Annotated in this window: 17 protein-coding genes and 1 tRNA gene; 10 read left to right on the forward strand and 8 right to left on the reverse strand. The window is 50.8% G+C overall.

Translation table 11 applies throughout. The features are described from left to right. Window positions 1-19 precede the first annotated feature (19 nt). The 6 genes from FN808_RS08425 (at window position 20) to FN808_RS08450 (ending at window position 10,278) form a co-directional block, all read left to right on the forward strand. Complete coding sequence (locus FN808_RS08425) at window positions 20-1,099, forward strand: efflux RND transporter periplasmic adaptor subunit (RefSeq protein WP_142714128.1); 1,080 nt, start codon at window positions 20-22, stop codon at window positions 1,097-1,099. A 14-nt stretch (window positions 1,100-1,113) separates the two neighbouring features. Further along, window positions 1,114-4,629 carry an efflux RND transporter permease subunit gene (locus FN808_RS08430; protein WP_142714129.1) on the forward strand — a complete coding sequence of 1,172 codons (3,516 nt, stop codon included), beginning with the start codon at window positions 1,114-1,116 and terminating at the stop codon, window positions 4,627-4,629. A 171-nt stretch (window positions 4,630-4,800) separates the two neighbouring features. Next, a complete protein-coding gene (locus FN808_RS08435) occupies window positions 4,801-5,208 on the forward strand; it encodes a DUF4293 family protein (protein ID WP_185958312.1) in 408 nt (135 codons plus the stop codon). A 24-nt stretch (window positions 5,209-5,232) separates the two neighbouring features. After that, window positions 5,233-6,135: a DMT family transporter gene (locus FN808_RS08440; RefSeq protein WP_142714131.1), complete on the forward strand. Its 903-nt coding sequence runs from the start codon at window positions 5,233-5,235 to the stop codon at window positions 6,133-6,135. An 82-nt stretch (window positions 6,136-6,217) separates the two neighbouring features. Then, complete coding sequence (locus FN808_RS08445) at window positions 6,218-8,641, forward strand: TonB-dependent receptor plug domain-containing protein (protein ID WP_142714132.1); 2,424 nt, start codon at window positions 6,218-6,220, stop codon at window positions 8,639-8,641. A gap of 122 nt (window positions 8,642-8,763) precedes the next feature. Further along, the gene (locus tag FN808_RS08450) at window positions 8,764-10,278 is read left to right on the forward strand and encodes an MltF family protein (RefSeq protein ID WP_142714133.1); all 1,515 of its coding nucleotides are present in this window, start codon (window positions 8,764-8,766) and stop codon (window positions 10,276-10,278) included. On the opposite strand, the gene FN808_RS08455 is transcribed toward FN808_RS08450, so the two are convergent. From FN808_RS08455 to FN808_RS08475, 5 genes are all read right to left on the reverse strand, one after another. Beyond that, on the reverse strand, window positions 10,265-11,998 hold the full coding sequence (locus FN808_RS08455) for a SpoIIE family protein phosphatase (RefSeq protein WP_246068313.1): 1,734 nt from the start codon (window positions 11,996-11,998) through the stop codon (window positions 10,265-10,267). The two genes, FN808_RS08450 and FN808_RS08455, sit on opposite strands and share 14 nt — an antisense overlap. A 4-nt stretch (window positions 11,999-12,002) precedes the next feature. Then, complete coding sequence (locus tag FN808_RS08460; protein ID WP_142714135.1) at window positions 12,003-12,425, reverse strand: ATP-binding protein; 423 nt, start codon at window positions 12,423-12,425, stop codon at window positions 12,003-12,005. Between the two features lie 8 nt (window positions 12,426-12,433). Further along, entirely contained in the window at window positions 12,434-12,793 is a 360-nt protein-coding gene (locus FN808_RS08465; RefSeq protein ID WP_142714137.1) for an STAS domain-containing protein, read from the reverse strand. Between the two features lie 435 nt (window positions 12,794-13,228). Next, entirely contained in the window at window positions 13,229-14,158 is a 930-nt protein-coding gene (locus FN808_RS08470; protein WP_142714138.1) for an alpha/beta hydrolase, read from the reverse strand. Window positions 14,159-14,213: 55 nt separating this feature from the next. After that, window positions 14,214-14,711: an SPOR domain-containing protein gene (locus FN808_RS08475; protein WP_142714139.1), complete on the reverse strand. Its 498-nt coding sequence runs from the start codon at window positions 14,709-14,711 to the stop codon at window positions 14,214-14,216. 272 nt (window positions 14,712-14,983) lie between these two features. On the opposite strand from FN808_RS08475, the gene FN808_RS08480 reads away from it, so the two are divergent. Genes FN808_RS08480 through FN808_RS08490 form a run of 3 tightly spaced genes read left to right on the forward strand, consistent with a single transcriptional unit; the run spans window position 14,984 to window position 17,816 of the window. Continuing rightward, entirely contained in the window at window positions 14,984-16,477 is a 1,494-nt protein-coding gene (locus FN808_RS08480) for an ABC transporter permease (RefSeq protein WP_221929980.1), read from the forward strand. Next, entirely contained in the window at window positions 16,474-17,520 is a 1,047-nt protein-coding gene (locus FN808_RS08485; protein WP_142714140.1) for an ABC transporter ATP-binding protein, read from the forward strand. The genes FN808_RS08480 and FN808_RS08485 overlap by 4 nt, the downstream gene beginning before the upstream one ends. 17 nt (window positions 17,521-17,537) lie before the next feature. Further along, complete coding sequence (locus tag FN808_RS08490; RefSeq protein ID WP_142714141.1) at window positions 17,538-17,816, forward strand: GlsB/YeaQ/YmgE family stress response membrane protein; 279 nt, start codon at window positions 17,538-17,540, stop codon at window positions 17,814-17,816. 6 nt (window positions 17,817-17,822) lie between these two features. On the opposite strand, the gene FN808_RS08495 is transcribed toward FN808_RS08490, so the two are convergent. The 3 genes from FN808_RS08495 to FN808_RS08505 all read right to left on the reverse strand — a co-directional run bounded on the left by FN808_RS08495 (window position 17,823) and on the right by FN808_RS08505 (window position 22,130). After that, on the reverse strand, window positions 17,823-18,350 hold the full coding sequence (locus FN808_RS08495; RefSeq protein ID WP_142714142.1) for a hypothetical protein: 528 nt from the start codon (window positions 18,348-18,350) through the stop codon (window positions 17,823-17,825). A gap of 198 nt (window positions 18,351-18,548) precedes the next feature. Beyond that, complete coding sequence (locus FN808_RS08500; RefSeq protein WP_142714143.1) at window positions 18,549-20,960, reverse strand: DUF5686 and carboxypeptidase-like regulatory domain-containing protein; 2,412 nt, start codon at window positions 20,958-20,960, stop codon at window positions 18,549-18,551. 132 nt (window positions 20,961-21,092) lie between these two features. Continuing rightward, a complete protein-coding gene (locus FN808_RS08505; protein ID WP_221929981.1) occupies window positions 21,093-22,130 on the reverse strand; it encodes an SMP-30/gluconolactonase/LRE family protein in 1,038 nt (345 codons plus the stop codon). A gap of 198 nt (window positions 22,131-22,328) precedes the next feature. Here FN808_RS08505 and FN808_RS08510 point away from each other — a divergent pair. Continuing rightward, window positions 22,329-22,401 (forward strand) — tRNA-Arg (locus FN808_RS08510). Window positions 22,402-22,521: the final 120 nt, after the last annotated feature.

A 22,521-nucleotide genomic window follows, 5' to 3' on the forward strand; every position in this document is an offset into this window, starting at 1 on the left:
ATTATTAGACTACAACAGGATGAATAAGCAGTTATTATTTGGATCACTGATGGCTCTCTTGATGGCAAGCGGATGTGCCGAAGATATGCAGCAGCCGGAAGAGGAGGTCGTGAAAAGTGTTACCGTGGAAACGGAAACCATCAGTCCCCGGCTCTTTGAGCGCCACCTTGAATTGGTGGGATCGATTGAGGCTCAGAATGATGTGCGTCTTTCGGCTGAGGTTTCAGGACGAATCCAGCGGTATTATGTAGACCAGGGAGACCGCGTTGCGCAGGGAGCACCTATCCTCAAGATTGATGATAGCAAACTCCAGCGCGAGCAGGCTCGTCTTCAGGCCCAGGTGCAGCAGGCGGAAGAGCAGTATGAACGCCTAAAGCGGGTATTTGAACAGGATAGTGTGGGTTCGGAAATAGAGCTTATCAATGCCAAGGCAGCCTATGAGCAGACCCGTGCCGCCCTGGAGTCGGTTGAAGTGGATCTGCGGAATACCACCGTGCGGGCACCTTTTGATGCTACGCTGGAGGAGGTCATTATGGAGTCGGGGGAGATGGCCAGTCCCGGTGCCGTGCTGGTGCGGCTGATTGGCAGCAACCGGCTCAAAGTTTCAGCCGGCGTCCCCTCCGTTTATTCGGATGCCATCACCAGAGGAGATACGGCACAGATTTGGTTTGATTTTCAGCTGAGCGATACTCTCAGGCTGCCCATCACCTTTGTCGGGCAGTCGATTGACCCCGAGGCCCGTACTTTCGAGGTGGAGGTCAAGCTTCCCCCTCAGAGGGAAGACTACAAGGTGGACATGATCGGAAATATCAAGATCTCCACATTCAGGAAAGACAGTGCCGTCGTGATCGGTGAGGAGTACATTTACAAGGAGGGAAATCAAAACGTGGTGTATGTGGTGGATGAAGACGGGGATGGCAACAGCATGGCCCGGATGAAACGGGTGAAGCTGGGGCCCTCTTACCAAAATGAAATAATGGTTACTGAGGGGCTCAGTAACGATGAGCGGTTGATTACCGTAGGTTCTTCTTTTCTCCAGGATTCAATGCGGATTGAGGTCGTCGAGGATAAGGAGAAGAAGATTGTTCAGGAAAATTAGCAAGGTATTTGACAATGAGTGAATCAACGATTGATAACAAAAATATTAGCGGTAACGGGAGGGAAGGGGGCCGTGAGCAGAAAGAGTTCGGGCTGTCTTCTTTCTCTATCGACAACCGCATCAGCGTATTGGTACTGGTGCTGCTGGTTGCTATCCTGGGGATACAGTCGTACCTGTCGATTCCCAAAGAGGCATCCCCGGACATCACCATTCCCAATGTGATGGTAATTACTACTTATCCCGGGGTCTCGCCCGAGGATATGGAAAGCCTCATCACCCGCAAGCTCGAGGATGAGCTGAGCGGTATTTCGGATATCAAGCAGATGGGGTCGACATCGGCTGAAGGGTATTCGAATATCAATATGGAGTTTAATGCAGATGTCGATATTGATGATGCCCTGCAAAAAGTGCGGGAGAAGGTGGATTTAGCCAAACCGGAGCTGCCTTCAGAAGCTGAGGATCCAATCATTCAGGAGATCAATTTCTCTGAATTTCCGATCATGCAGGTAAACCTGTCGGGTCAGTACGGCCTGGTTCAGCTCAAGGAGATTGCCGAAGATCTGCAGGACCAGATTGAAACAATTCCGTCTGTGCTGGAGGTCAATCTCGCAGGAGGACTCGAACGCGAGGTTAAGGTGGACGTCCATTTGCCCAAACTGAAATACTATGGATTGACATTCAGCGACCTTGTCGCCGCCATTCAAACTGAAAATGTGACGGTGCCAGGTGGCAATATCGATGTCGGTACTAAAAAATTCTTGTTGCGTGTGCCGGGCGAGTTCAAGACTGTAGAGCCGATTGAGGATATTGTCGTCGATGCCCCCGGTGACCGGCCGGTCTATATTCGGGATGTGGCGGAAGTCAGTTTCGGTTTCAAAGAACGGGAAACCTATGCAGAGCTGAATGGCGACCCGGTAATATCGCTTTCCGTGGTTAAGCGAAGCGGTGAAAATATCCTGGAGACCTCTTCGGCGGTTAAAGCACTGCTGGAAGAGGAGATGCCCGGTCTGCCGCCCACCACCCATTACGAGATCACTTCGGATCAGAGCGACAACATCAAGGCGATGGTCAGCAGTCTTGAAAATAATATCATTTCGGGCCTGTTGCTGGTAGTGGGTGTCCTACTGTTTTTTCTGGGTGTTCGCAATGCGTCTTTTGTGGGTATTGCCATTCCCATGTCGATGTTTCTGTCGTTCATCGTGATCAGTGCGGTAGGGATGACAATGAACATGATTGTTCTTTTTTCGCTGATATTGGCCCTGGGAATGCTTGTTGATAACGCCATTGTTGTCGTCGAAAACATCTATCGTTACCTGGAGGAAGGGTATGATAACTTCACGGCTGCTAAAAAGGGTACGGGCGAGGTGGCAATACCTATCATATCGGGTACCCTGACGACACTTGGGGCGTTTTTTCCGCTGCTTTTTTGGCCGGGCATAACCGGAGAGTTTATGGGGTTTTTACCCCAGACGCTGATTATTACCCTGAGCAGCTCGCTTTTCGTTGCTCTGATTATCAACCCGGTATTGTGTGCCTTGTTTATGAACCTGGATCATGAAGACAGCTCTGATAAACCCAAGATGACGTCCAGGGGAAAGAGATTCATGGCGGGAGGGGCTGCGGTGCTGTTACTGGCGGGGCTGCTGAGCAATTTCCTGACGTGGACCATGATCCTGGTCGGAATTACCCTGCTTTACCTGCTCAACCGGTTTGTGCTGGATCCGCTGGGGGACTGGTGGCAGCGTGATGGTCTGCCTGATGTGCTTAATAAATACGAGAAGTCCCTGCGCTGGTCACTCCACCACGGGAAGACAGTGCTGGGCATTTCCGTGCTCGTACTCATTTCCAGTTTTGTGGTGTTCGGCCTCTTTAATTCGGGCGTGGAGTACTTCCCCGAAAGCATCCCCCCGGCCCAGGCCTATGTTCAGATTGAAGCGCCGGTTGGCACGAATGTGGATTTTACCAAGTCCGTTGTGGATGAGCTGTCCGGCAGGGTTTCCAATATTCCAAACAGTGGGGACGTGGAATCAGTGTTGAGTACCTCGGGATCAGCCATAACGGCCAATCCGATGGCCAGCCAGGGAAACTCAACCCATCTAGGAACCATCGTGTTAAACTTTGTGGATTATCAGCAGCGAACGGGTACTACCTTTGATGCAATAGAATATGCCCGCAGCAATTTCCCCGAAGGTATTGCCGGTGCTGAAGTGACGGTCGAGAAACCGCAAAACGGTCCCCCGTCCGGGAAGCCCATCAACCTGGAAATTTCGGGTAAGGATATGGACGTACTGGAACAGGTGTCCAATAAAATAATGACCACTCTTGAAAATGATCCGGTTTACGGTAAACTGGATGGTCTGGAGCGGGATCTTTCCGAAGCACGTCCGGAAATTCAGATCAATGTCAATCGTGAGAAAGCCGCTCTTTTCGGACTCTCAACCCAGCAGATCGGAAGTACGGTCAGGCAGGCAATAAACGGGGTGGAAGCCTCGCAGTTTCGCGATGGCAAAGAAGAGTATGAGGTGACCGTACGGCTTGACGAAAAATTTCGGAATAACCTAAGTGCACTGGATGATCTTACTATCGTCGAAGAGGGACGCCAGATCCCTCTTTCCAGTGTTGCATCGTGGGAAATTGGCGAAGGATTTGGAAGTATTACCCATATAGAACAGGAGCGTGTGATTACGGTGATGGCCGATGTACGGTCGAATTACAACGCCAATGCAGTGCTCCAGGAGGTACAGACGGTACTGGACGATTATATCAGCAATGAACTGCCCGCGGGATACAATGCCAGCTGGACCGGACAGCAGGAAGATCAACAGGAAGCCATCGATTTCTTGTCTTCTGCCTTTTTGATTGCCCTTTTCCTGATCGCCTTTATTCTGATTTCGCAATTCAATTCGGTAAGCAAGCCCTTTATCGTTATGACATCTGTCATCATGTCGACAGCCGGGGTCTTCTATGGACTGGTTATATTTCAGATGCCATTTGTCATTATCATGACTGGTATCGGCATTATATCGCTGGCAGGGGTTGTCGTCAACAACGCTATTGTTATGATTGACTATATCGACATCCTGCGCACACGGGATAATCTGCCACTGTTTGAAGCCCTCGTACAAGGAGGGAAAGTGCGGTTTCGACCGGTTATACTGACGGCACTGACCACCACGCTGGGACTGGTGCCCCTCGCTATTGGCTTCAACCTCGACTTTTTGACGCTCATGAACAGCCCTGTGGAGTTTTTCACAAACCTCGGGGAGTACCTGTACTGGGGGGGAGAGCAAGCCGCCTGGTGGGCACCGATGGCCATAGCAGTGATCAATGGACTTATTTTTGCCACATTTCTCACCCTGATCCTGGTCCCTGTACTTTACTATATGTTTGAAAATGGACGCCGAAACGTTAACCAATTTTTCTTCGATGATCCCAATCCGGGCATTATTGTAGCAAAAGAGGAGACGAAAGACGGAAGCGGCGAACAATCAGAGTACCATACGGCAGCACACCCACCGGCGTCATCATGAACCGGTGCAATCAGCAGATGCCTGATAATGGGAAAGCATACTGCTGAAAATACTAGCCGGGGGCAAGGACCGAAAATAGGCTTTTAATGGATTTGGGTACAGGGATGACCCGTACGCCAAAAAATGGTATCTTAGCCCGTTTCCATTAACATCCAAATAAAAGTTAGCATTGTGATTCAACGGATACAGTCAATCATCCTTTTTTTGAGTTTCCTTCTGAATGGAAGCGTATTTTTCAACGCGCTCTATGAACATGCAGTGACAGATCCGGGCAGCTGGATTGGCATTACATTTGCCGTCACACTGACGCTGGCCGCTCTCCTTCCGCTGGTCAGCATCTTCCTGTACAACAACAGGCAGTTTCAGCTTCGGGTCGTAACCATCAGTTTATGGACAGAGATCCTGGCACTTGGCTTCGGGACGGGCATATACAGTTCGCTGGGCGGTTTTGGTTCGTTCCTGTGGGATGAAAGCATTGGCCTGGGCCTGCTGATTGCAGCTCTGCTGCTGACCCTTTTTGCACGAAAAAAGATCAAGGATGATATTGAGCTCGTGAAGTCGATGGACCGCATCCGGTAACCCAACTGAGAGCCCATCTGAGGCATGACTTCCCAATCGTACCCGAAGGTAAATGTATTAGCAGCGCTCGCCGCCGGACTTGCAGCCTTCGGTTTTGCTCCCATATTGGTACGGCTCGCCCCCGATACGTCACCCCTGGTACTGGTGGTGTACCGTACGGTTATAGCCGCCCTCATACTGCTCCCTTTCTGGTTGTGGAAACGCAGCCGGGAGCAACGCAGTGGTAAAACCAGGGAGCGGCTTTGGATTGCCCTTTCGGGAGCCTGTCTCGGTATTCATTTCACCTGCTGGATCACCTCTCTCTACTATACATCGGTCGCTTCCGCCTCGGTGTTGGTAACGATTCATCCTATTATCATGATTTTGGTGGAACGCCTCTGGTTCAGGCGACACTTCGCACGCACTACCTGGGTGGGCGTTATCCTGGCTTTTTCCGGGTCCTTGATTTTGGGAATTTCAGACAGCCAGATTGACCAGCCTTTTGCCAACCCGCTATTGGGAAATGCACTGGCTCTCAGTGCGGCTGTGATTTTTGTTGTCTATCTGTTGATTGGGCAGCAAGTTCGCAAAAAAAGGGCGTGGATCGACTATGTTTTTCCGACCTATTTTTACGCCGCAGCTACCTGTCTGGGCATTGCGGTGGTACTGGGCAAGGATTTGTTTGCTATCTCTTCCGTTGGTATCTGGGCGGGCGCAGGGCTTGCTTTTGGGCCCCAGATACTGGGACACGGCTCGATGAATTATGCGGTGAAGTATATTTCGCCGACCCTGCTTTCCACGCTTATTCTGGTAGAGCCGCTGCTGGCATCGGTCTTGGCCTATTTTTTCTTCACCGAGCTCCCGCCCCTGAGCTCTATTGTCGCTATGGTTATTATCCTGCTGGGAGTAAGCCTGACCTGGCGACGTAAAGACGGTTCGGTCGGATAGGGCTATAGCATGATCATGGTATGTTCAATGGTATTCATAATTCATAGTATTCTGCAATAAAAGTTAACGGACAGCTGCATCCATGAAGCAATGGTTAATCTACCTGGTGATGGGAATAGTCGGTATATTCATCCCGTTTTCAGCTCTGGCCCAGACGATCAGGGTGGTGGAAGAAACCAGTCTGCGGGCGATACCAAAGGTCTATATATATAATAACGGACGTAATGAGATGGCTGTGACTAATGCCGAGGGAGCGGCTTCTCTGGAATCCTTTTCAGCAAAAGATACCCTCAATTTCCAGCATCCCTCTTTCAGGGATTATTCAATTCCTTATGTGGAACTTGAGAACCATGGATTTAGGATTGTGCTGTCCAAACGGCCGGTTGTCATGGATGAGGTGTTTGTCTCGGCCAGTAAGTGGGAACAGAATTTGGCCGATATCCCGCAGAAGATAACCCGCATCAGCAGGGAGGAGATCCGGTTCCGGAATCCTCAAACATCAGCAGATCTCCTGCAGGGTTCCGGCAAGGTCTTTGTTCAGAAAAGCCAGCTGGGAGGGGGAAGTCCCATGATTCGTGGTTTTGCAGCCAATTCGGTGGTCCTTGTCGTGGACGGCATCCGCATGAATAATGCCATTTTCCGCAGCGGAAACCTGCAGAATGTTATCTCACTGGATCCCGGCTCACTGGAAAGCACAGAGGTCCTGTTCGGGCCGGGTTCGGTAATCTACGGGAGCGATGCACTGGGAGGGGTAATGAATTTTCAAACCAAAAATCCGAAGCTGTCCTATTCCGATGTAAAATCACTCACAGAAACCAATGCCATGCTGCGGTACAGCTCAGCCAACCGCGAGCGAACCTTTCATGCTGATTTTAGCACGGGCTTTGAGCAATGGGGGCTGCTGAGCAGTGTCAGCTACAGTAACTTCAGCAGTTTGCGTTCAGGAAGTGATTTTTATGAAGATTTTCCCCGGTTTGGAAAACGCAGGGAATATGTAGTACGCCGCGGGGGACGAGATGTGATTGTCGAAAATGATGACGTGACTATTCAGCGTTTTTCAGGTTACCAGCAACTCAACCTGATGCAGAAAGTACGCTATCAGCCGGCCGGTGACTGGAACTTGTCTTATGGATTCCATTATGCTACAACGTCCGATATTCCCCGCTATGACCGACTCATCCAGCGTGAGGAAGGCGATTCGGGGCCCCTTGTCAATGCGGAATGGTATTATGGTCCCCAGATCTGGATGATGAACATGGTCAAGGCCGATCACCTTGCCGAGACTGCTTTATATGACAAAATGAGTGCCTCTATATCGCAACAGTGGTTCCAGGAGAGCAGGAATGACCGGGATTTTGGGGATGAGTTCCTGCGCAACAGGGAAGAAAATGTGGATGTCTATACCTTCAATATGGATTTTGACAAGCGCTGGAATGAGAACAGGGAGCTTTTTTATGGTTTGGAGACCATTTACAACGACGTACATTCGGCGGCCGGGGCCCGGAATATCGATACCGGGCGCGCTCTTGAAGTGCCCACCCGATACCCGGATGAAGGAAGCATCTATACCCAGCTGGCCGCTTATTCCAAATACCGGCATGATTTGTCATCCAGGATGACGGCCGTTGCCGGGGCGCGGTACAGTCACATCAGTTTGGATGCACAATTCAGCGATAAATTTTATGATTTTCCCTTTTCAGTCATTGAGCTCAGTACCGGGTCTTTTAACGGCAGCCTGGGATTTACTTACCGCCCGCTTGAGAATCTTCAACTGAAGCTGAATGGGTCCACCGGTTTTCGTGCGCCGAATATCGATGATGTCGCCAAAGTATTTGACTCGGAGCCGGGCACCGTTGTGGTGCCCAACGCCAATCTGAAACCGGAGTATTCCTACAACCTGGATTTTACTGTCATCAAAAATGTTGAAGACCGGGCACGGCTGGAACTCAATGCCTATTATACCTGGCTGGAAGATGCCATGGTCCGGCGCGATTTTCAATTCGATGGTCGTAAGGAGATAGATTATGATGGTACAACCAGCAGGGTGGAGGCCCTGGTAAATGCGGGGCAGGCCTATATCTACGGGGCCAGCATGGGGGCTTCTGCTGAAATGGGTCCGCATTTGATATTTCATTCCGGACTCACCTACTCCTATGGCCGTGATCGTTCTGGTGGCGAACCCCTGCGCCATGTCGCCCCGCTGTTTGGGTCGGCCGGACTTACTTTCCATGGCCGTAAAATACAGGCTGAGGTTTATACCGAATTTAATGGCAAGAAAGATATTTCCAGCTTTTCACCCTCTGAACGGGGCAAACCCCATTTATATACTTCCGAAGGTTCGCCCGCGTGGGCTACGCTGAACGTGAAAGCATCGTATCAGATCAATGAAGAACTAATGATGAATGCCGGGATTGAGAATATTTTTGACAAGCACTATCGTCCTTATTCATCGGGAATCAGTGCGCCCGGGCGTAATATATCGCTGGCCATCAGGGCTCAGTTGTAACGCTATTCTGGCTCCTTTGTCATAAAATGCACAATTTAGGTCTATTTTTTCTATACTTAGAGAAGTATCAGGCGTAATGATTTGGTCGTTATTTGAGTGCGTCGCAATAAAAGATACAGAATATGAAACATACGGTGTGTCGGTTTTCAGGCGTTTGCCTGCTGGCTATCATTGGATTAAGCCTTTATGGGTATGGCTGTAGCGGTTCTGTGGAGCAAAGTCCGGCTGACAGCAGCCTTGATTTCAATATTACGGAACCGGTTGCCCGCGACTTTGATGCCATCAAGGAAGACGGGGTGCTGCGGATGATCACCCGATACAGCTCCAATACCTATTTCCTTCACCAGGGGATAGAGTGGGGCTTCGAATACGAGTTTGTCAGGCGCTTTGCGGAAGAACACGATCTGGGCCTGGAGGTTGTTATCATTGGTGTGGATGGAAATCCCTATGATTTGCTGAACAGTGGCAAGGGAGATTTGATTGCCGGCAATTATACCAAAACCCCGGAGCGGAAAAGGGTGGTCGATTTCACCCGGCCCTATAATCTCGTTAACCAGGTGCTGGTCTATTCCGACAACCTTGATAATCCACCCCGGACTGTTGCAGAATTAGCCCGAAGCGATATTCCCGTAACTATTCGCAGCAACAGTTCCTACTATCATCATATTCAGGATTTGCAGAAAAAGGGGATGAATATTGCGGTGAATCTGGTGGCCAACGAATTTGATACTGAATCGCTGCTTTTTGATGTCTCGCAGCATAAGTACCAGGCTACCATAGCCGATGACAATATTTTCCAGGCGTCAGCCAAATATATGCAGGGCCTGGTGCAGGGGCCTACTATTGCAAAGAACGATACGATTGCCTGGGCTATCCGGAAGAATGCCCCGCAGTTGAAGAAGGAGTTAAACGATTACCTGTACGACCATTTTCAGTTTCGGGGAGAGGACAGGAAGCCCAAGCGTTCTTTTTTCCTGGACGTGCTGCGTGACCGTTATTTTGAAGACAGCAAGCCGCTGGCGGATTACTACAATCCGAACTCCGGGCTGGAAAATAAAGGGGTTATTTCACCCTATGATGATATAATCAAATCTGTGGCTGATTCCGCCGGCCTGGACTGGTTGATGGTTGCCTCTATCATAGCCCAGGAGACTAAATTTAACCCCCGCTCCAAAAGCTGGGCCGGGGCCATGGGACTCATGCAGATTCTGCCCCGGTACTCCGAGGTGGAAGATTCCACCCTGCTTTACGACGAAGAGATCAACCTTCGGGAAGGGGTGCGAATTTTAAGCGAGCACCTTGACCACTACTCCTATATGGACAGCACCAACCAATGGGCCTTTTCGCTGGCTGCCTATAATGCCGGACAGGGGCACCTGGGCGATGCCCGGCGGTTGGCCATGGACCAGTACAAGAATCCCAACGAGTGGAAAAATGTAGCCGATGCCCTCCTGAAGTTAATGCATCGAACCTACTACCGGAATGCACGCCACGGCTTCTGCCGGGGTATTGAAACGGTACGCTATGTACGGGAAATCAGGAACAGGTACGAGATCTATAAGAATGTACTTGCGATGAAGGAGATGGACGACCAGCAATCCGTGCCGGGGGTGCTGGGTATTTTTAATCTACCTTGATGACGATCAGGGTAATGTCATCCGACTGTATTCCCTGGGAAAAGGCCATGACCCGATCGATGATCGCCTGTTCAATCTCGGTGGAGGTTTTTGGGCGATGTTGCTGAATGCATTTTAGCAGGCGCTCTTCACCAAACTCTTCAGTACCATCCTGGTTCATGGCTTCTGTCACGCCGTCGGTGTAGAAGACAAGAAGATCACCTTCGGAAAGGATGACGGTCTGTTCCTGGTAGGGGGTAAACGTAGCCATTGCCCCTAAAATAAGACCGCCCTCCTCCAATTCCACGGGTTCATCGGCTCCCGCTTTAAACCAGAGGGGGGGATTATGTCCCGCATTGATGTAGCGAAACGACCGGTCCACCGGGTCGATGACGCCCCAGAAAAAGGTGATAAATTTGTCTGCCGGGGTATTATGATAAATGATATTATTCACCTGGCCGGTTGCCTCCGAGAGTGTGACGTCGGTGGGCAGAAGCACATGCAACATGGCTTGGAGGTTGGCCATCAGCAGTGCGGCGGGAATTCCTTTGCCGGTGACGTCACCTATGGCAAAAAGAAGCCGCTTGTCAGGGGTTTCCAAAATATCAAAATAGTCTCCGCCTACCTGGGAAGAGGAGATGTTGCGGGCTGCAATATCCAGCAGGTCATTTTGGGGAATTGGATCCGGGAGCAGCCCTTTCTGGATACTTTTGGCGATATCAAGCTCCTCTTCGAGCCGTTCCTTCTCAATGCGCTCTTCCAGCAGGTACGTTTTCTGTATCGAGAGGAGCGCAAGGTTGCCCAGCGATCGTAAAAAGTTGTAGTCGGAGGGGCTGTAAGCCTCCCCGTTGGCCCGGGCTCCCACACCCACCAATGCAATCTTTTCGCTTTGAAATCGAAGGCCGATCACAGCCCTGATTTCATTTTCTTCAAGGAAGGGGATGGCATTCTGAAGGTCCCCGTCCACTTCTGTGAGATCCTCTTCAAGCTCAAAAAGAGTGTCGATGTCCTGCACGTCGGGCGCTTTCCGGATTCCACTCGTGGTTACCATCTCGCGCTGGCCTTCATGCTCGAGCACAAAGAAGAACTTGCGAATCAGCATCTGCCCGAGCATGGCGAATTTGAAAATACGGATGATTTCCTGCCGGTCGACCATAATATTGAAATCCTTGCTCAGATCGAACAGCGTATTCAGCTCATAGACCTTGCGATCGAGCTTCCGGTTGATCTGGCGCAGTTCAGTGAACATCCTGGAGTTGGCAATGGCCACCGAGGAGATGATGGAGAGGCTTTCAATGAATTCAATTTCATGGGGGCTCAATGGCTGGTTGTTACCTTTTGACCCAAGGCATAAAAATCCTATGTGGTTGTTGCTGGTCTGCAGGTTGAACAGGGTACACCGGTCTTCACCCTCAAGGAGCTCGGGCAGTTCAATATCATCAATGCCACACTGAATGACGGACTGTTCCTTCACGTCGCTGCCGAAACTGAAAGAAAGGCGCTCACCTTCGGGCGGGCAGTGCTGGCCCTTGGACTTTGAGACCTCATAGATGTCACTTGCCGGCTGGTAGATGATTACCATTGCCCGGCTTACCATGAGCTTGCCCATACTGATAAGCAGCAGATTGTTAAGCACGAAGTCCATGTCCTGCGACTCCACAAGCATTCGTGAGGTCTCAAGCAGGGTCTTCAGTTCAAATCTTGACTGGTGATCTTCTTGTTGGTTGACGGAGCGATTCAAAACATTACTTATTTTTGATCATGCGAATCGTATTGCAGGCATCCTCTGTTTGGTACTGAACATCATCCATCAGCTTTTGGATCAGGTATACACCTACGCCTCCCCGTTTTTTATCCTTGATTCTTTTGAGGATGTCCGGCTCGCTGTAACTGGTCGTATCAAAAGCGGCGCCGGTATCCAGCAGGGTCACCCAGAACTTCGAACGGTCGTGTCCAAGTTCAATTTCAACGGTTCCCTCTTCCTTATTCTGGTAGGCATGCTTGATGATATTGGTATAGGCTTCATCCACGGCCAGCCGGATGTCAGCCACCTCTTGCTGGTCAAAGCCAAAAGCCGCCGCGTGTTTAGCCACAAAATTACGGACTTTCGACAGGTGTTCGGTCGACGCCTTGACAGTGATTTTATATGTAGCAGTTGGTTTTGCCACCGTTTTAACTATTCGCTTTCGTCCGTTTGAAATTTCTGGATGGCTTGCTCTTCTTTCTGAACAATGTCGTAGAGCGTTGGAAATCCCAGCAGGTCGAAGACGTTATATACTTTGGGATTCATGTTGCTCAGCTTGATATCCCCGCCCATGGAGCGAACATCCTCGATATAAGCCATAAATACGCCCAGGCCGGCACTGGCAATGTAGTCGAGCTCTTCACAGTTGACGATGATCTGGTGTTTCTTCTGGCTGATCAGTTGCTTTAACGTATTTTCAAGTTTTGAAGCGGTGTGAGCATCCAACTCTCCGGCGAGTTCCAATACCTCGTATGTTTCTACTTTCCTGTGGTTGATATTTAAGTTTTTCATTATCGCAGCATTGAGTTAACTATCGATTCCCGGATGATGTTCAGCTCCTAACATAAACAAAAATTTCTAACATGATGTGTAAAAAATAAAGGATCGAAAAATCTTTAATCCCGCTACCGGCCTATAGATTTTATAAAACGTTTGAAAACTACGATAACCTTGTTGTAAATAGTATATCAGCTTCAAAGAAAAAAGGTTCAGCCTCCACTTTGAAAGATTTCATAGGGAGGGGATGTTTCGTTGATGGTGTTATACGGGAATAATGAAGAAAGGATTCAATAAAAATAATAAGGCCTCACACGTATCAGGTGTGAGGCCCTGACTATTCATCAAGAGAGACGCTACTTGAGCGCATTGTAATATAATGTAATTATTTAGTACTAAACAAGTGTTATCATAAAATTATATTTGAAAGGAATCACAATGGCTCCAGGTTTAAGTGTCATGGTTATTCTGATGCAAGCCAACGGATTTCAAAAAAGTCTGGGTCTCGCGTATGACTTGGTCAACCGATCTGGAAACCAATGAACTGCAAATAACATGGTTTTTTGCGTTCGGGAAATTGCGATCGTATACCTGTCGTCCATTTTGGTTAAGGTGTCGGATGAGGTTCCTGATCGCTTTTATTGATACCACTTTGTCCTGTTCCTGCTTGTTTTTATAATAGTAGCCGACGAAGACCGGGCATTGGATCTGCCTGAAAAGCGATGGATTCATATAATGGTCAACGAAGGCACCCAGGGCCAGGGCGCCCTTGAGGATGTAGGAAGGATACCAGATGCGATCTTCGGCATAGGTTGTCTGCTGGGTTTTTATTTGGTGCGACTTCCCGGGGATAATGTGTAACGCTCGACGGCCCAGCGAACATTCCAGCAGTTTTTCCTTGATGCCATAAAAACGAATGAGTGGAGAGTAGAGGATAAGGCCCGAAATGTTCGACCTATAGGAAGGATGGGCTGCTAAATACAGTCCCAGCGATCCCCCGGTGGAGGTTCCCATAATCAGTACCTTCCTGCCAATTTTTTTTCCGATGGCCAAAGCGAAATGGGCGGATGCTAAAAGTTTTTCTTCTGTCAGATATTGCAGTGGCCTGTCCGATTCTATCCCATGCTCCTGCAGTCGGCTTAAAAAAAGATTGGCCCCCAGAAAATCTGCCACGGCCCGATGCACGGGATGTCCCTCCTGCTGTGATGCACGAAAACCGTGAAGATAGACCAGGGCATATTCGGTTTTTCGGGTTTTTTCTTTATTGTTCCAGCTTATCCGGGCCCGGGTATCGGGCATTAGGTTGTAGGACGATTCCCTTTCTTCAAGGAAATCGTCCAGGCAGGAAGGATCATCGGGGATGTCGGTCATTAAATTCATAGAGCCCAAAATAATAAAAAGACTCTAGGCATGCCCGGTCGCAGTGTGCCCTGAATCAGTCGCCGAGTGATGATATCCAGGAGGGCGCGTTGTATTTTTCTTGCAGCTGTTCTCGCAGGTTCTGAGCAGATTCCCGGTCCGACAGCCGGCCAAGACGTACGCGAAACCAAACGTCCCCGGTCTCTTCCTGGCCATATTTTACAACAAAAGCGTTTTCAAAACCACGCTCCACCCACTTGTCAACCTGACTCTGGGCTTTTCTTTCGGAGCGCCAGGCCTCAACCTGTACCGCATAAGCACCGTCGGGATCAAAGGAGACATCGATTTGATCCTGCTGGTCCGCTTCCTTTTCTCGCTGGGCTGCAAGGCTGTCGGCCCGGGCCTGTGCAATGCTGTCTTTCCGTTGCTGGGCCAGTTGCCGCTGTCGCACCTGCTCAAGAGAATCCTGCCGTGCCTGTTCTGCACGTCGTCTCTCTTCCTCACTTGGACCACAGCCATTTAGCATTCCAATGGAGATTGTTGAAATGAGTAAGAAAAGAATCCACTGTTTCATAGTGCTGCCTGGTTAAAGGGTTGGATGATTATCAGTGCGGAATAAAAAGTATATAAAAAGAAGGAGGTTATTAAATGTTCTTTCGGAGAATTTGTTCCGCTTTCAGGGTGTTCCATGTTGCTATAAAGCAGGTTTCTATTTAGATTTGGTCTAAATATTTTGAGACTCATTGTATTGTAAGGCGACTGAGCATTATAGACACAAAAATACATAGAAAATCCCCCCCCTGGTATCTGTTGGCTTTTGCGAGAATCATAGCCATCGGTGTACTCTTGCCCTTACTTTATCTGTTGATTCGTGCTTTTGGTGCCTCGCCAGAGATGTTAAACAACGTTATTTTCAGAATACGCAATTTGCGCCTTTTAGGCAATACCCTGCTGCTGGCCGGGAGCGTGCTGGCACTGGATATTCTTATTGCGCTGCCCCTGGCTTACCTGTCGGTGCGGTGCAAGATCAGGGCACGGCGTTTTATTACGCTCTTGGGAGTGCTGCCGCTGGCGATGCCGGGTTATATCATGGCGTACGCCCTGTTGGGGCTGGGTGGATACAACGGCACTTTCCAGGCTTTGTTCGGCTGGAATTTCCCCCGGGTAAGCGGATTCAGCGGATCGCTGCTGGTTTTAACCATATGTACCTTTCCCTACCTTTATCTGAATCTTCGCACGGCGTTAATGGGCCTGGACCAGTCAATAGAGGAAGCTTCCCGTTCGCTGGGACACGATGCGAAATCCACCTTTTTCAAGGTAATTCTACCCCAGCTGAAACCGGCCCTGCTGGCCGGCGGGCTGTTGATCAGCCTTCATGTTATCGGGGATTTCGGAACGGTTTCGCTCATGCGATTTGAAACGTTCAGCTATGCGCTGTATCTGCAGTATATTTCGGCCTATGATCGCATTTATGCGGCGTGGCTGGCGTTGATGCTGCTGGCATTGACCACGGGAGCGCTGGTCTTGGAGTATCGACTACTCAAACAGGCTATTTTCCACCGGCTGGGCAGGGGGGCATCACGTGCCAAGACGTTTCTTAACCTGGGGCCGTGGACGATTCCCGCTTATCTTTTTGTAGGCGTGTTGTTTATCATAGCCGTGGTGCTGCCGGTCACCTCTATCGGATTCTGGTTTAATGAAACGGCGCTTGCTTCCGTATCCTTCAATTTGTTCGATGCCTTTTGGAACTCGGTTCGGGCATCAGCCCCGGCCGCTGTACTGACAACGTTTTTGGCACTTCCGCTGGCCTATATCGGGGTTCGATACAAAACAAGATTGAGCAATCCCCTCGAGCGGGTCGCCTACCTGGGATATGCCACACCGCCCCTTGCTTTTGCCCTGGCGCTGGTTTTTTTCTCGCTTTATGTCTCCTCTTCGCTTTATCAGTCACTGTTGCTGCTTGTTATAGCGTATTCGCTGCACTTCCTGGCCGAGGCTATTGGCCCGGTGCGCAGTGCGCTGTACCAGGCGCCGCCCCAGCTTGAAGAAGCGGCACAATCCCTTGGTTATTCGTCTATCAAGTCTTTTTTCAAGGTTACCCTGCCGCTGCTTCGCGGTGGAATGATTGCATCGGCATCATTGGTTTTTTTATCTGCAATGAAGGAGCTTTCAATCACGTTCTTATTATCTCCCATCGGCTTTGATACGCTGGCGCTCAGGGTCTGGTCCTATACCGGGGAGGCCATGTTTGCGGAAGCTGCTCCTTTTGCATTGACAATTTTAATATTTTCATCCCTGTTTGTAGGGTTTTTATTCTCGAAAGAGTGGAAAAAAACATGAAAGATTTACTGCGTGTTACCAATTTAACAAAAGCATTCGATGAGACCGGTCCGGTAGTGGATGGTATCGATTTTGAGATACGCGAGAATGAAATCTTTGCGCTCCTGGGCCCCAGCGGCTGCGGAAAGACTACCAGCCTGCGTCTTATCGCCGGTTTTGAACGGGCCGACAAGGGGTCCGTTTCGCTCGAAGGACAGCTGCTGGAGTCTCCAGACCATCATACCGCTCCCCAGGATCGCGGCATTGGCTTTGTTTTCCAGGATTATGCGCTGTTTCCCCACCTGTCGGTTATTGATAATGTTGCCTTCGGCCTGACAGATATACCCAAGCACAAGCGGCACGTCTATGCCGAGGAAGTGCTCTGCCGCACTGGTATGGGAGACTACCAGAAACGAAGTCCCAATGAGCTGTCCGGGGGACAGCAGCAGCGGGTGGCACTGGCGCGGGCTATAGCTCCCAAACCAAAACTGGTGCTCCTGGATGAACCTTTTTCAAACCTGGATGCCATGCTTCGTGAAACAACGCGTAAAGAGGTGCGTGCTATTTTGAAAAAGGGAGGCATGAGTGCCCTGTTGGTGACCCATGACCAGGAAGAGGCACTTTCTTTCGCCGATCGTATAGCTGTTATGAACAATGGTAAAATAGAACAGGTTGGGACACCGGAAGAGGTCTATTATAACCCCAAGACCAAATTTGTCGCCCAGTTTCTGGGACGCACCAATATATTTCATGCCGACGCTACTGGCGGATCAGAAGTGCGAACCAGTCTCGGTACCATGCGTCTCAACTGTAACGCCTGCGGCAAGATATTGTGTTCGATCCGGCCCGAGCACCTGACGCTGGAAAAGCCTGCCGGCCAGCAGCCGGAGGAAGTCGGGACTGTCGTTGCCCGCGAGTTCAAGGGACATGATATTACCTACCATGTGGAACTGAATGGGGAAAAATATTTGGTTCATACTGATAATCGCGTCATATTTGAACCTAATGATTCGGTTGTAATCAAGCCGTTGGAATCGGCTGTAATACTGGAAGGCGGAAACTAAACAAAAAAGTATCTATTATGTCTTTTACGGGTCTCTTGATTTTACTACTTATTGCAGCTATCTGCGGCGGTATTGGTCAGAGCATCGCCGGCTATTCGATGGGCGGCTGCCTGGTCTCCATTGTGGTGGGATTTATCGGTGCCCTGATTGGAAAATGGCTTGCAGCCGAATTGGGGCTTACTTTGATGCTTCCCATCGAAATCGACGGGGAAACCTTTCCCATCATCTGGTCTATTATCGGTTCAGCCCTTTTTGCCATTGTAGTGGGACTGCTTACCCGGGGACGCCGCGTATAGAACTGATTATTCAGGAGCGGAAAAGTCCTGGTTGTAGGGATTATCTGAGAATCCGGGCGTAACTTTCACAAAGCCGTGGCTGGTTGCATTGTGGCAGGAGTTGCAGGCGTCGACCATCTCGATCGTTCGCTGCCGTGCTTCCTCCCAGTTCCTGCTGGCAAGGGCCGTCTCCACCGGTTCCAGGGTAGGACTCAGGAACAGATTCATGAAACGGGCTATATCATATCCCTCGTAGCCCGGAATGTTTTCAATGATGCCATCCGCAGCAGCACGTACTTCATGGAAATAAAAGGTCGCCAGTTCGTGGTTTCGGGCATCCAGTGCCAGGGCATATTTGTGTGTGTAATACTGGAGCTGTCCCATGGCATCTGCCAGCTCGGGGGTGTCTTGTTTGGCCTTCTGAGCGGCTTGTTGCGGCTGTTCCGATACAGGCTCTTCACCCGGCTGGGAATTGCATTGGATAATCAGGGCGGAAGCAATAAAAAGACCCAGGATTGAAAATATACGTGCCGTGCCGTTCCCGAAAATATTCATGGTGGTCGTGCTGCTTTGGTTTCTTATTTAAAATGAGTCTAAGTATACCAAAAAATCATAACAATTGGGAATGCGTTTGTGGTTCAGGGCAGAAGATAGAAGAGAAGGCTTTAGATGGGGGAACAGCCCGCAATTCACCCACCCTTGATGGGCTTTCGTTGAAAAGCTGTCTATCGTGCCGGCGACAGCTGGAAATCATCAGAAGAGCCTGGCAATACCGACATTGACCAGAAGAGCCGGCCGGTCGATACGGGCTGCCACGTCGAGTCGAAATAGTCCCAGCAAGCCATTCAGTGAAGCTCCAACTTCCCAGTGGGTGCCGCCGGTTCCATGGGGGCGATAGGTATCTGCAGCCTGGGCTGGCAGGTCATCGGGGCCCCAGGTTCGGGCCATGCCTCCGAAAAGAATCAGCCCGATATTGCGCTTCACCACTGGCTGCAGCCCCATGATTTCAAAGGGAATAGTCCGGAAGTTATGTTCGGCGTGGAGAGCCACATATTGTTCCCCTTCATAGGGGCGTCCCCGTGCAGCTCGTAGAATGCCATAGGGACTCAGCATCCCAACCGCCCCGTCAATAATTCCCATCTTTTGGTAGGGCAGTTCACCGCTGAACGTGCCGGCTTTCAATCCCACATCCAGTGTATTGGGAAGCAGCCTGCGCTGATAGAAGGTGGGGAAAGACCAGGCAAGACGGGTCTCATAGCGGGTGAAGTTGAAGTCGCTGCCGAAGGCATCGGAAGCATGTTCAAGTTCAAAGCGCAGATATTTTCGTCCGGTGATGCCAAAATTATAGGATTCTCCGAGATTGTAGCCGGTCACCAGGTCGACCGAGCCGAGGTGGCCTTCGTCAACAGCGGGATTATACCGGTAGTTGCCCGTGCTGCCCAGCAGATCATAGGCAGTGGTGGTAGTCAGTGAGCGGTGATTTTCCCTGCGGTATCCCACTTCCAAGGAGAGGTCGGGCGCCCTCAATGTCCACTTAGAAAAGGCACGGTACCCCTCCGAACGGTAGTAATCAAAGTATCCTTTATCGCCCAAGAGGTTGGGGATGATCGTAAAATAAGGGCTGTAGATGTGAGAGGTATAACGGGTAGTGGTTTCTGCATGGTACTGCCAGCCCGTGTCAGCATAGTAGGAATCACGGCTAAGCCAGCGAAACGAAAGACCGCCCCCGTAGCTCCATTTATTATTGCCGGTGCTGTAGCCTCCCTTGCCATGCATCACAAGACGATCAGCGGGCCGGTACTTATATTTAAGTCCGGCAAAAAGTTCATCCACACGATTGAACCGGGCATCGGGGCGCAGGTGTCCGGGGATCTGCTCAAAGGGTCGAAATGAACGTCCGGAATCGGAATCCCCGCTTTCCTCTTCCTCCTCATCGATAAACCGGGCCAGAAATCCGCTTGGTTTGAAGGCCTTTTCCAGAGTGGCGCTGCTGTCGAGCGAGGCATAGGCTTTTTCTTCATCCTCGGAAAGCGGCACGGCCCGGGCCCGCTGGCTGATGAGCAGGGAGTCGGATGACAGGGATGCGCTATCGATGGTAAACCGGTCTTCCTTGCGGTAGAGTGAATCGGGGAGCGGGATATTCACCTCGTAGTTGGTGAGCCGGGAGATCTGCCTGAACTGGATGAGCGGGAAGTCAAGGCCCACCATCGATATTTTGACATCCCCGGTGATGCGCATATCGATGGGAAGCCAGAAATCCTGGTTGAAGTTGTTGTACTGCTGTTGGTAGGAAGTTTCGAATGACTTTACAGGGGGTGGGAATGTGACCACCTCGTTGGGACGCAGGTCTACTTCCAGCAGGGCATAGGCTCCATCGAGTACAAAGACGGTGCCGCGGAAGAGCGGCTGCAGCCGGCGGGCCGGAATGACTTCAATTTTGTAGACGGTCTGATTGTCCAGGGACGTTTGCTCGAGCAGCCGGAAGTCATAGAAATCCAGGGCATCGGGATGGGTTACCCCCACCAGTTCAAATCCGGCGATATCAACATTGTCGTCATAAAGGTTGGGCAGGTAGCTGACCCCTGCCAGGTTTTCAGTATCCTGGATATTGGCGGTTTGCCGCTTTGACTTGAGCACCTCGCGGTGGCCCTGCTCGTTATCCCAGAATACGCGGGATGCGGATTCGGTTATGGAGACAATACTGGTATCGTTGGCCAGGGTCTGGCGGGTATAGGCCTCCGCTTCGTAGGTCTGCAGCTGCCGTCGCCACTGCTGCTTGCGGCGGATGACTTCACGCATGATGCGGACCGCCGGGTTTTCGTCGGTAACGACTATTTCACCAAGTTCCGTCACAGAGGGCTGGAGAGCAATATCCTGCCGGGCGGGTGTGGCGCGCCCGATAGTCAGGCTATGGGTCTGGTAGCCGATGTAGCGGAAGACCAGGGTTGCCGGCAGCAGCGAATCGGGAATTAAAAGGCTGTAGTGGCCATTTTCGTTGGAAATGGTGCCACGATAGGTGTTTTCAACCGAGATATTGGCTGCAGGCAATGCTTCACCTGTCCGGGCATCGGTGACGGTTCCTTTAATATTTTTTTGGGCCAGGGCCGGCGACACCGACAGTAAAAGCAGGAGGAGCAGGCCGCCCTTCTTTATAAAACGGGACATCAGTTCTCAGCTATGACATAGTTTGTGATGCTGTTATACTACTTCCGTCCGCCAATGTTACAGCCTGACTGCTGTACTGCAGCGGTATCCGGATGCAGTCGGCGAATATCCAGAAAAGGGACATGCTGAGCCTTATTTCAGCGGAAGCCGCAGCAGATAGTCGTCGGCCGTGATGTAGAGCATCTTCCCGTCATTGCCGAGGGTGCAGTTCGAGGTGGCCCTTCCGGTTTTGATAATACCCAGAACGTTGGCATCGGGCGTAATCACCCAGACGCCCCCCGGACCGGTAGAATAGATGTTGCCTTGCGCATCCACATCCATGCCGTCGGGACCTCCGGGCTGATCCACGACCTCCCGGGGTTCCAGGAAAATGCGCCCGTTTGAAGTATGACCGTCTTCGTCCACATCAAAGGCCATCCAAAGGGGATTGGTACCGCTGGAATTGCCTACATAGAGTGTCTTCTCGTCCGGCGAAAGAGCCACGCCGTTGGGGCGGTCCAGCTCGTCAGTGACCAGTGTCAGGTTACCCTCCGGGCTGAGGCGGTAGACTCCCTGGAACCCGAGTTCCTGGGCCGGATCGTCCCCCTGCTGCTCAAAGCCGTAGGGCGGGTCGGTAAAATAGATGCTCCCGTTGCTGTGCTGCACCAGGTCGTTGGGTGTGTTAATTTTCTTGTTTTGAAAGCTGTCGGCCAGCGTCACAAAACGGGGGGCCGGATCGGTCAGGGGGGCGTCCATGCGGGCAATGCGTCGGTCGCCGTGCTGGGCGAGAAGGAGTGAGCCGTCCCGCCCGATGATCAGCCCGTTGGAGCCCATCTCTCCGCCGCGCTCCCGTTGGCCGGTATAACCGGAGGGTTTGAGATACTCCGATATGCCTTCGGTCTCTTTCCATTTGTAAACGACGTTATTGGGGATATCGGAAAACAGCAGGAACTGATGCTCCGGCACCCACAGCGGACCCTCCGACCAGGCGTAGCCTGTTCCAAGTACCTCCAGCCGGCTCTCGGGGTCCAGCAGTTCGGCCAGTTCCGGCTTCAGCTGTTCAATGCTTCCGATCATCTCAGGAGCAGCCGTGGTATCCGCTTCTTCAGGTTTTAGGTTGTTTTCCGTTTCGGGCTGCGCTCCGCAGCCAGTGAGCAGCAGGAGAGCCAGGAGTACTGTATATGGTTTCATAAATTGCAAGGTTGCGGTTGCGTGATTTGTTACCGGCCGGATCTGGTGCGGCGCGGATGAGGGCCGGAGCAGCGAGATGTTATCGCCATTGCCCGTCCGTGTACATAGTACCATTTATCGGTGATCATATCCAATTCAGAATAGATGCTATCGGACTTGAATTTGTTATGCCAATATTCGTATTGTCTACGGTGACACGCCCCCATAGTTCAAGTGGATAGAACGGAGGTTTCCTAAACCTTAAATCCGGGTTCGACTCCTGGTGGGGGTACAATATCACTTTTTATGGGATTTTAAGGCTTATCCATTTAAGTTCTCGTCAACATTCTTAACAAAAGGCACTATTATAGCTGCCATTTTTCAGATAGCTATGACTACAAAGTTGTAATTA

Origin of the sequence: Fodinibius sediminis, from assembly GCF_900182555.1 — a bacterium.
In the GTDB taxonomy this organism is placed as follows: domain Bacteria; phylum Bacteroidota; class Rhodothermia; order Balneolales; family Balneolaceae; genus Fodinibius; species Fodinibius sediminis.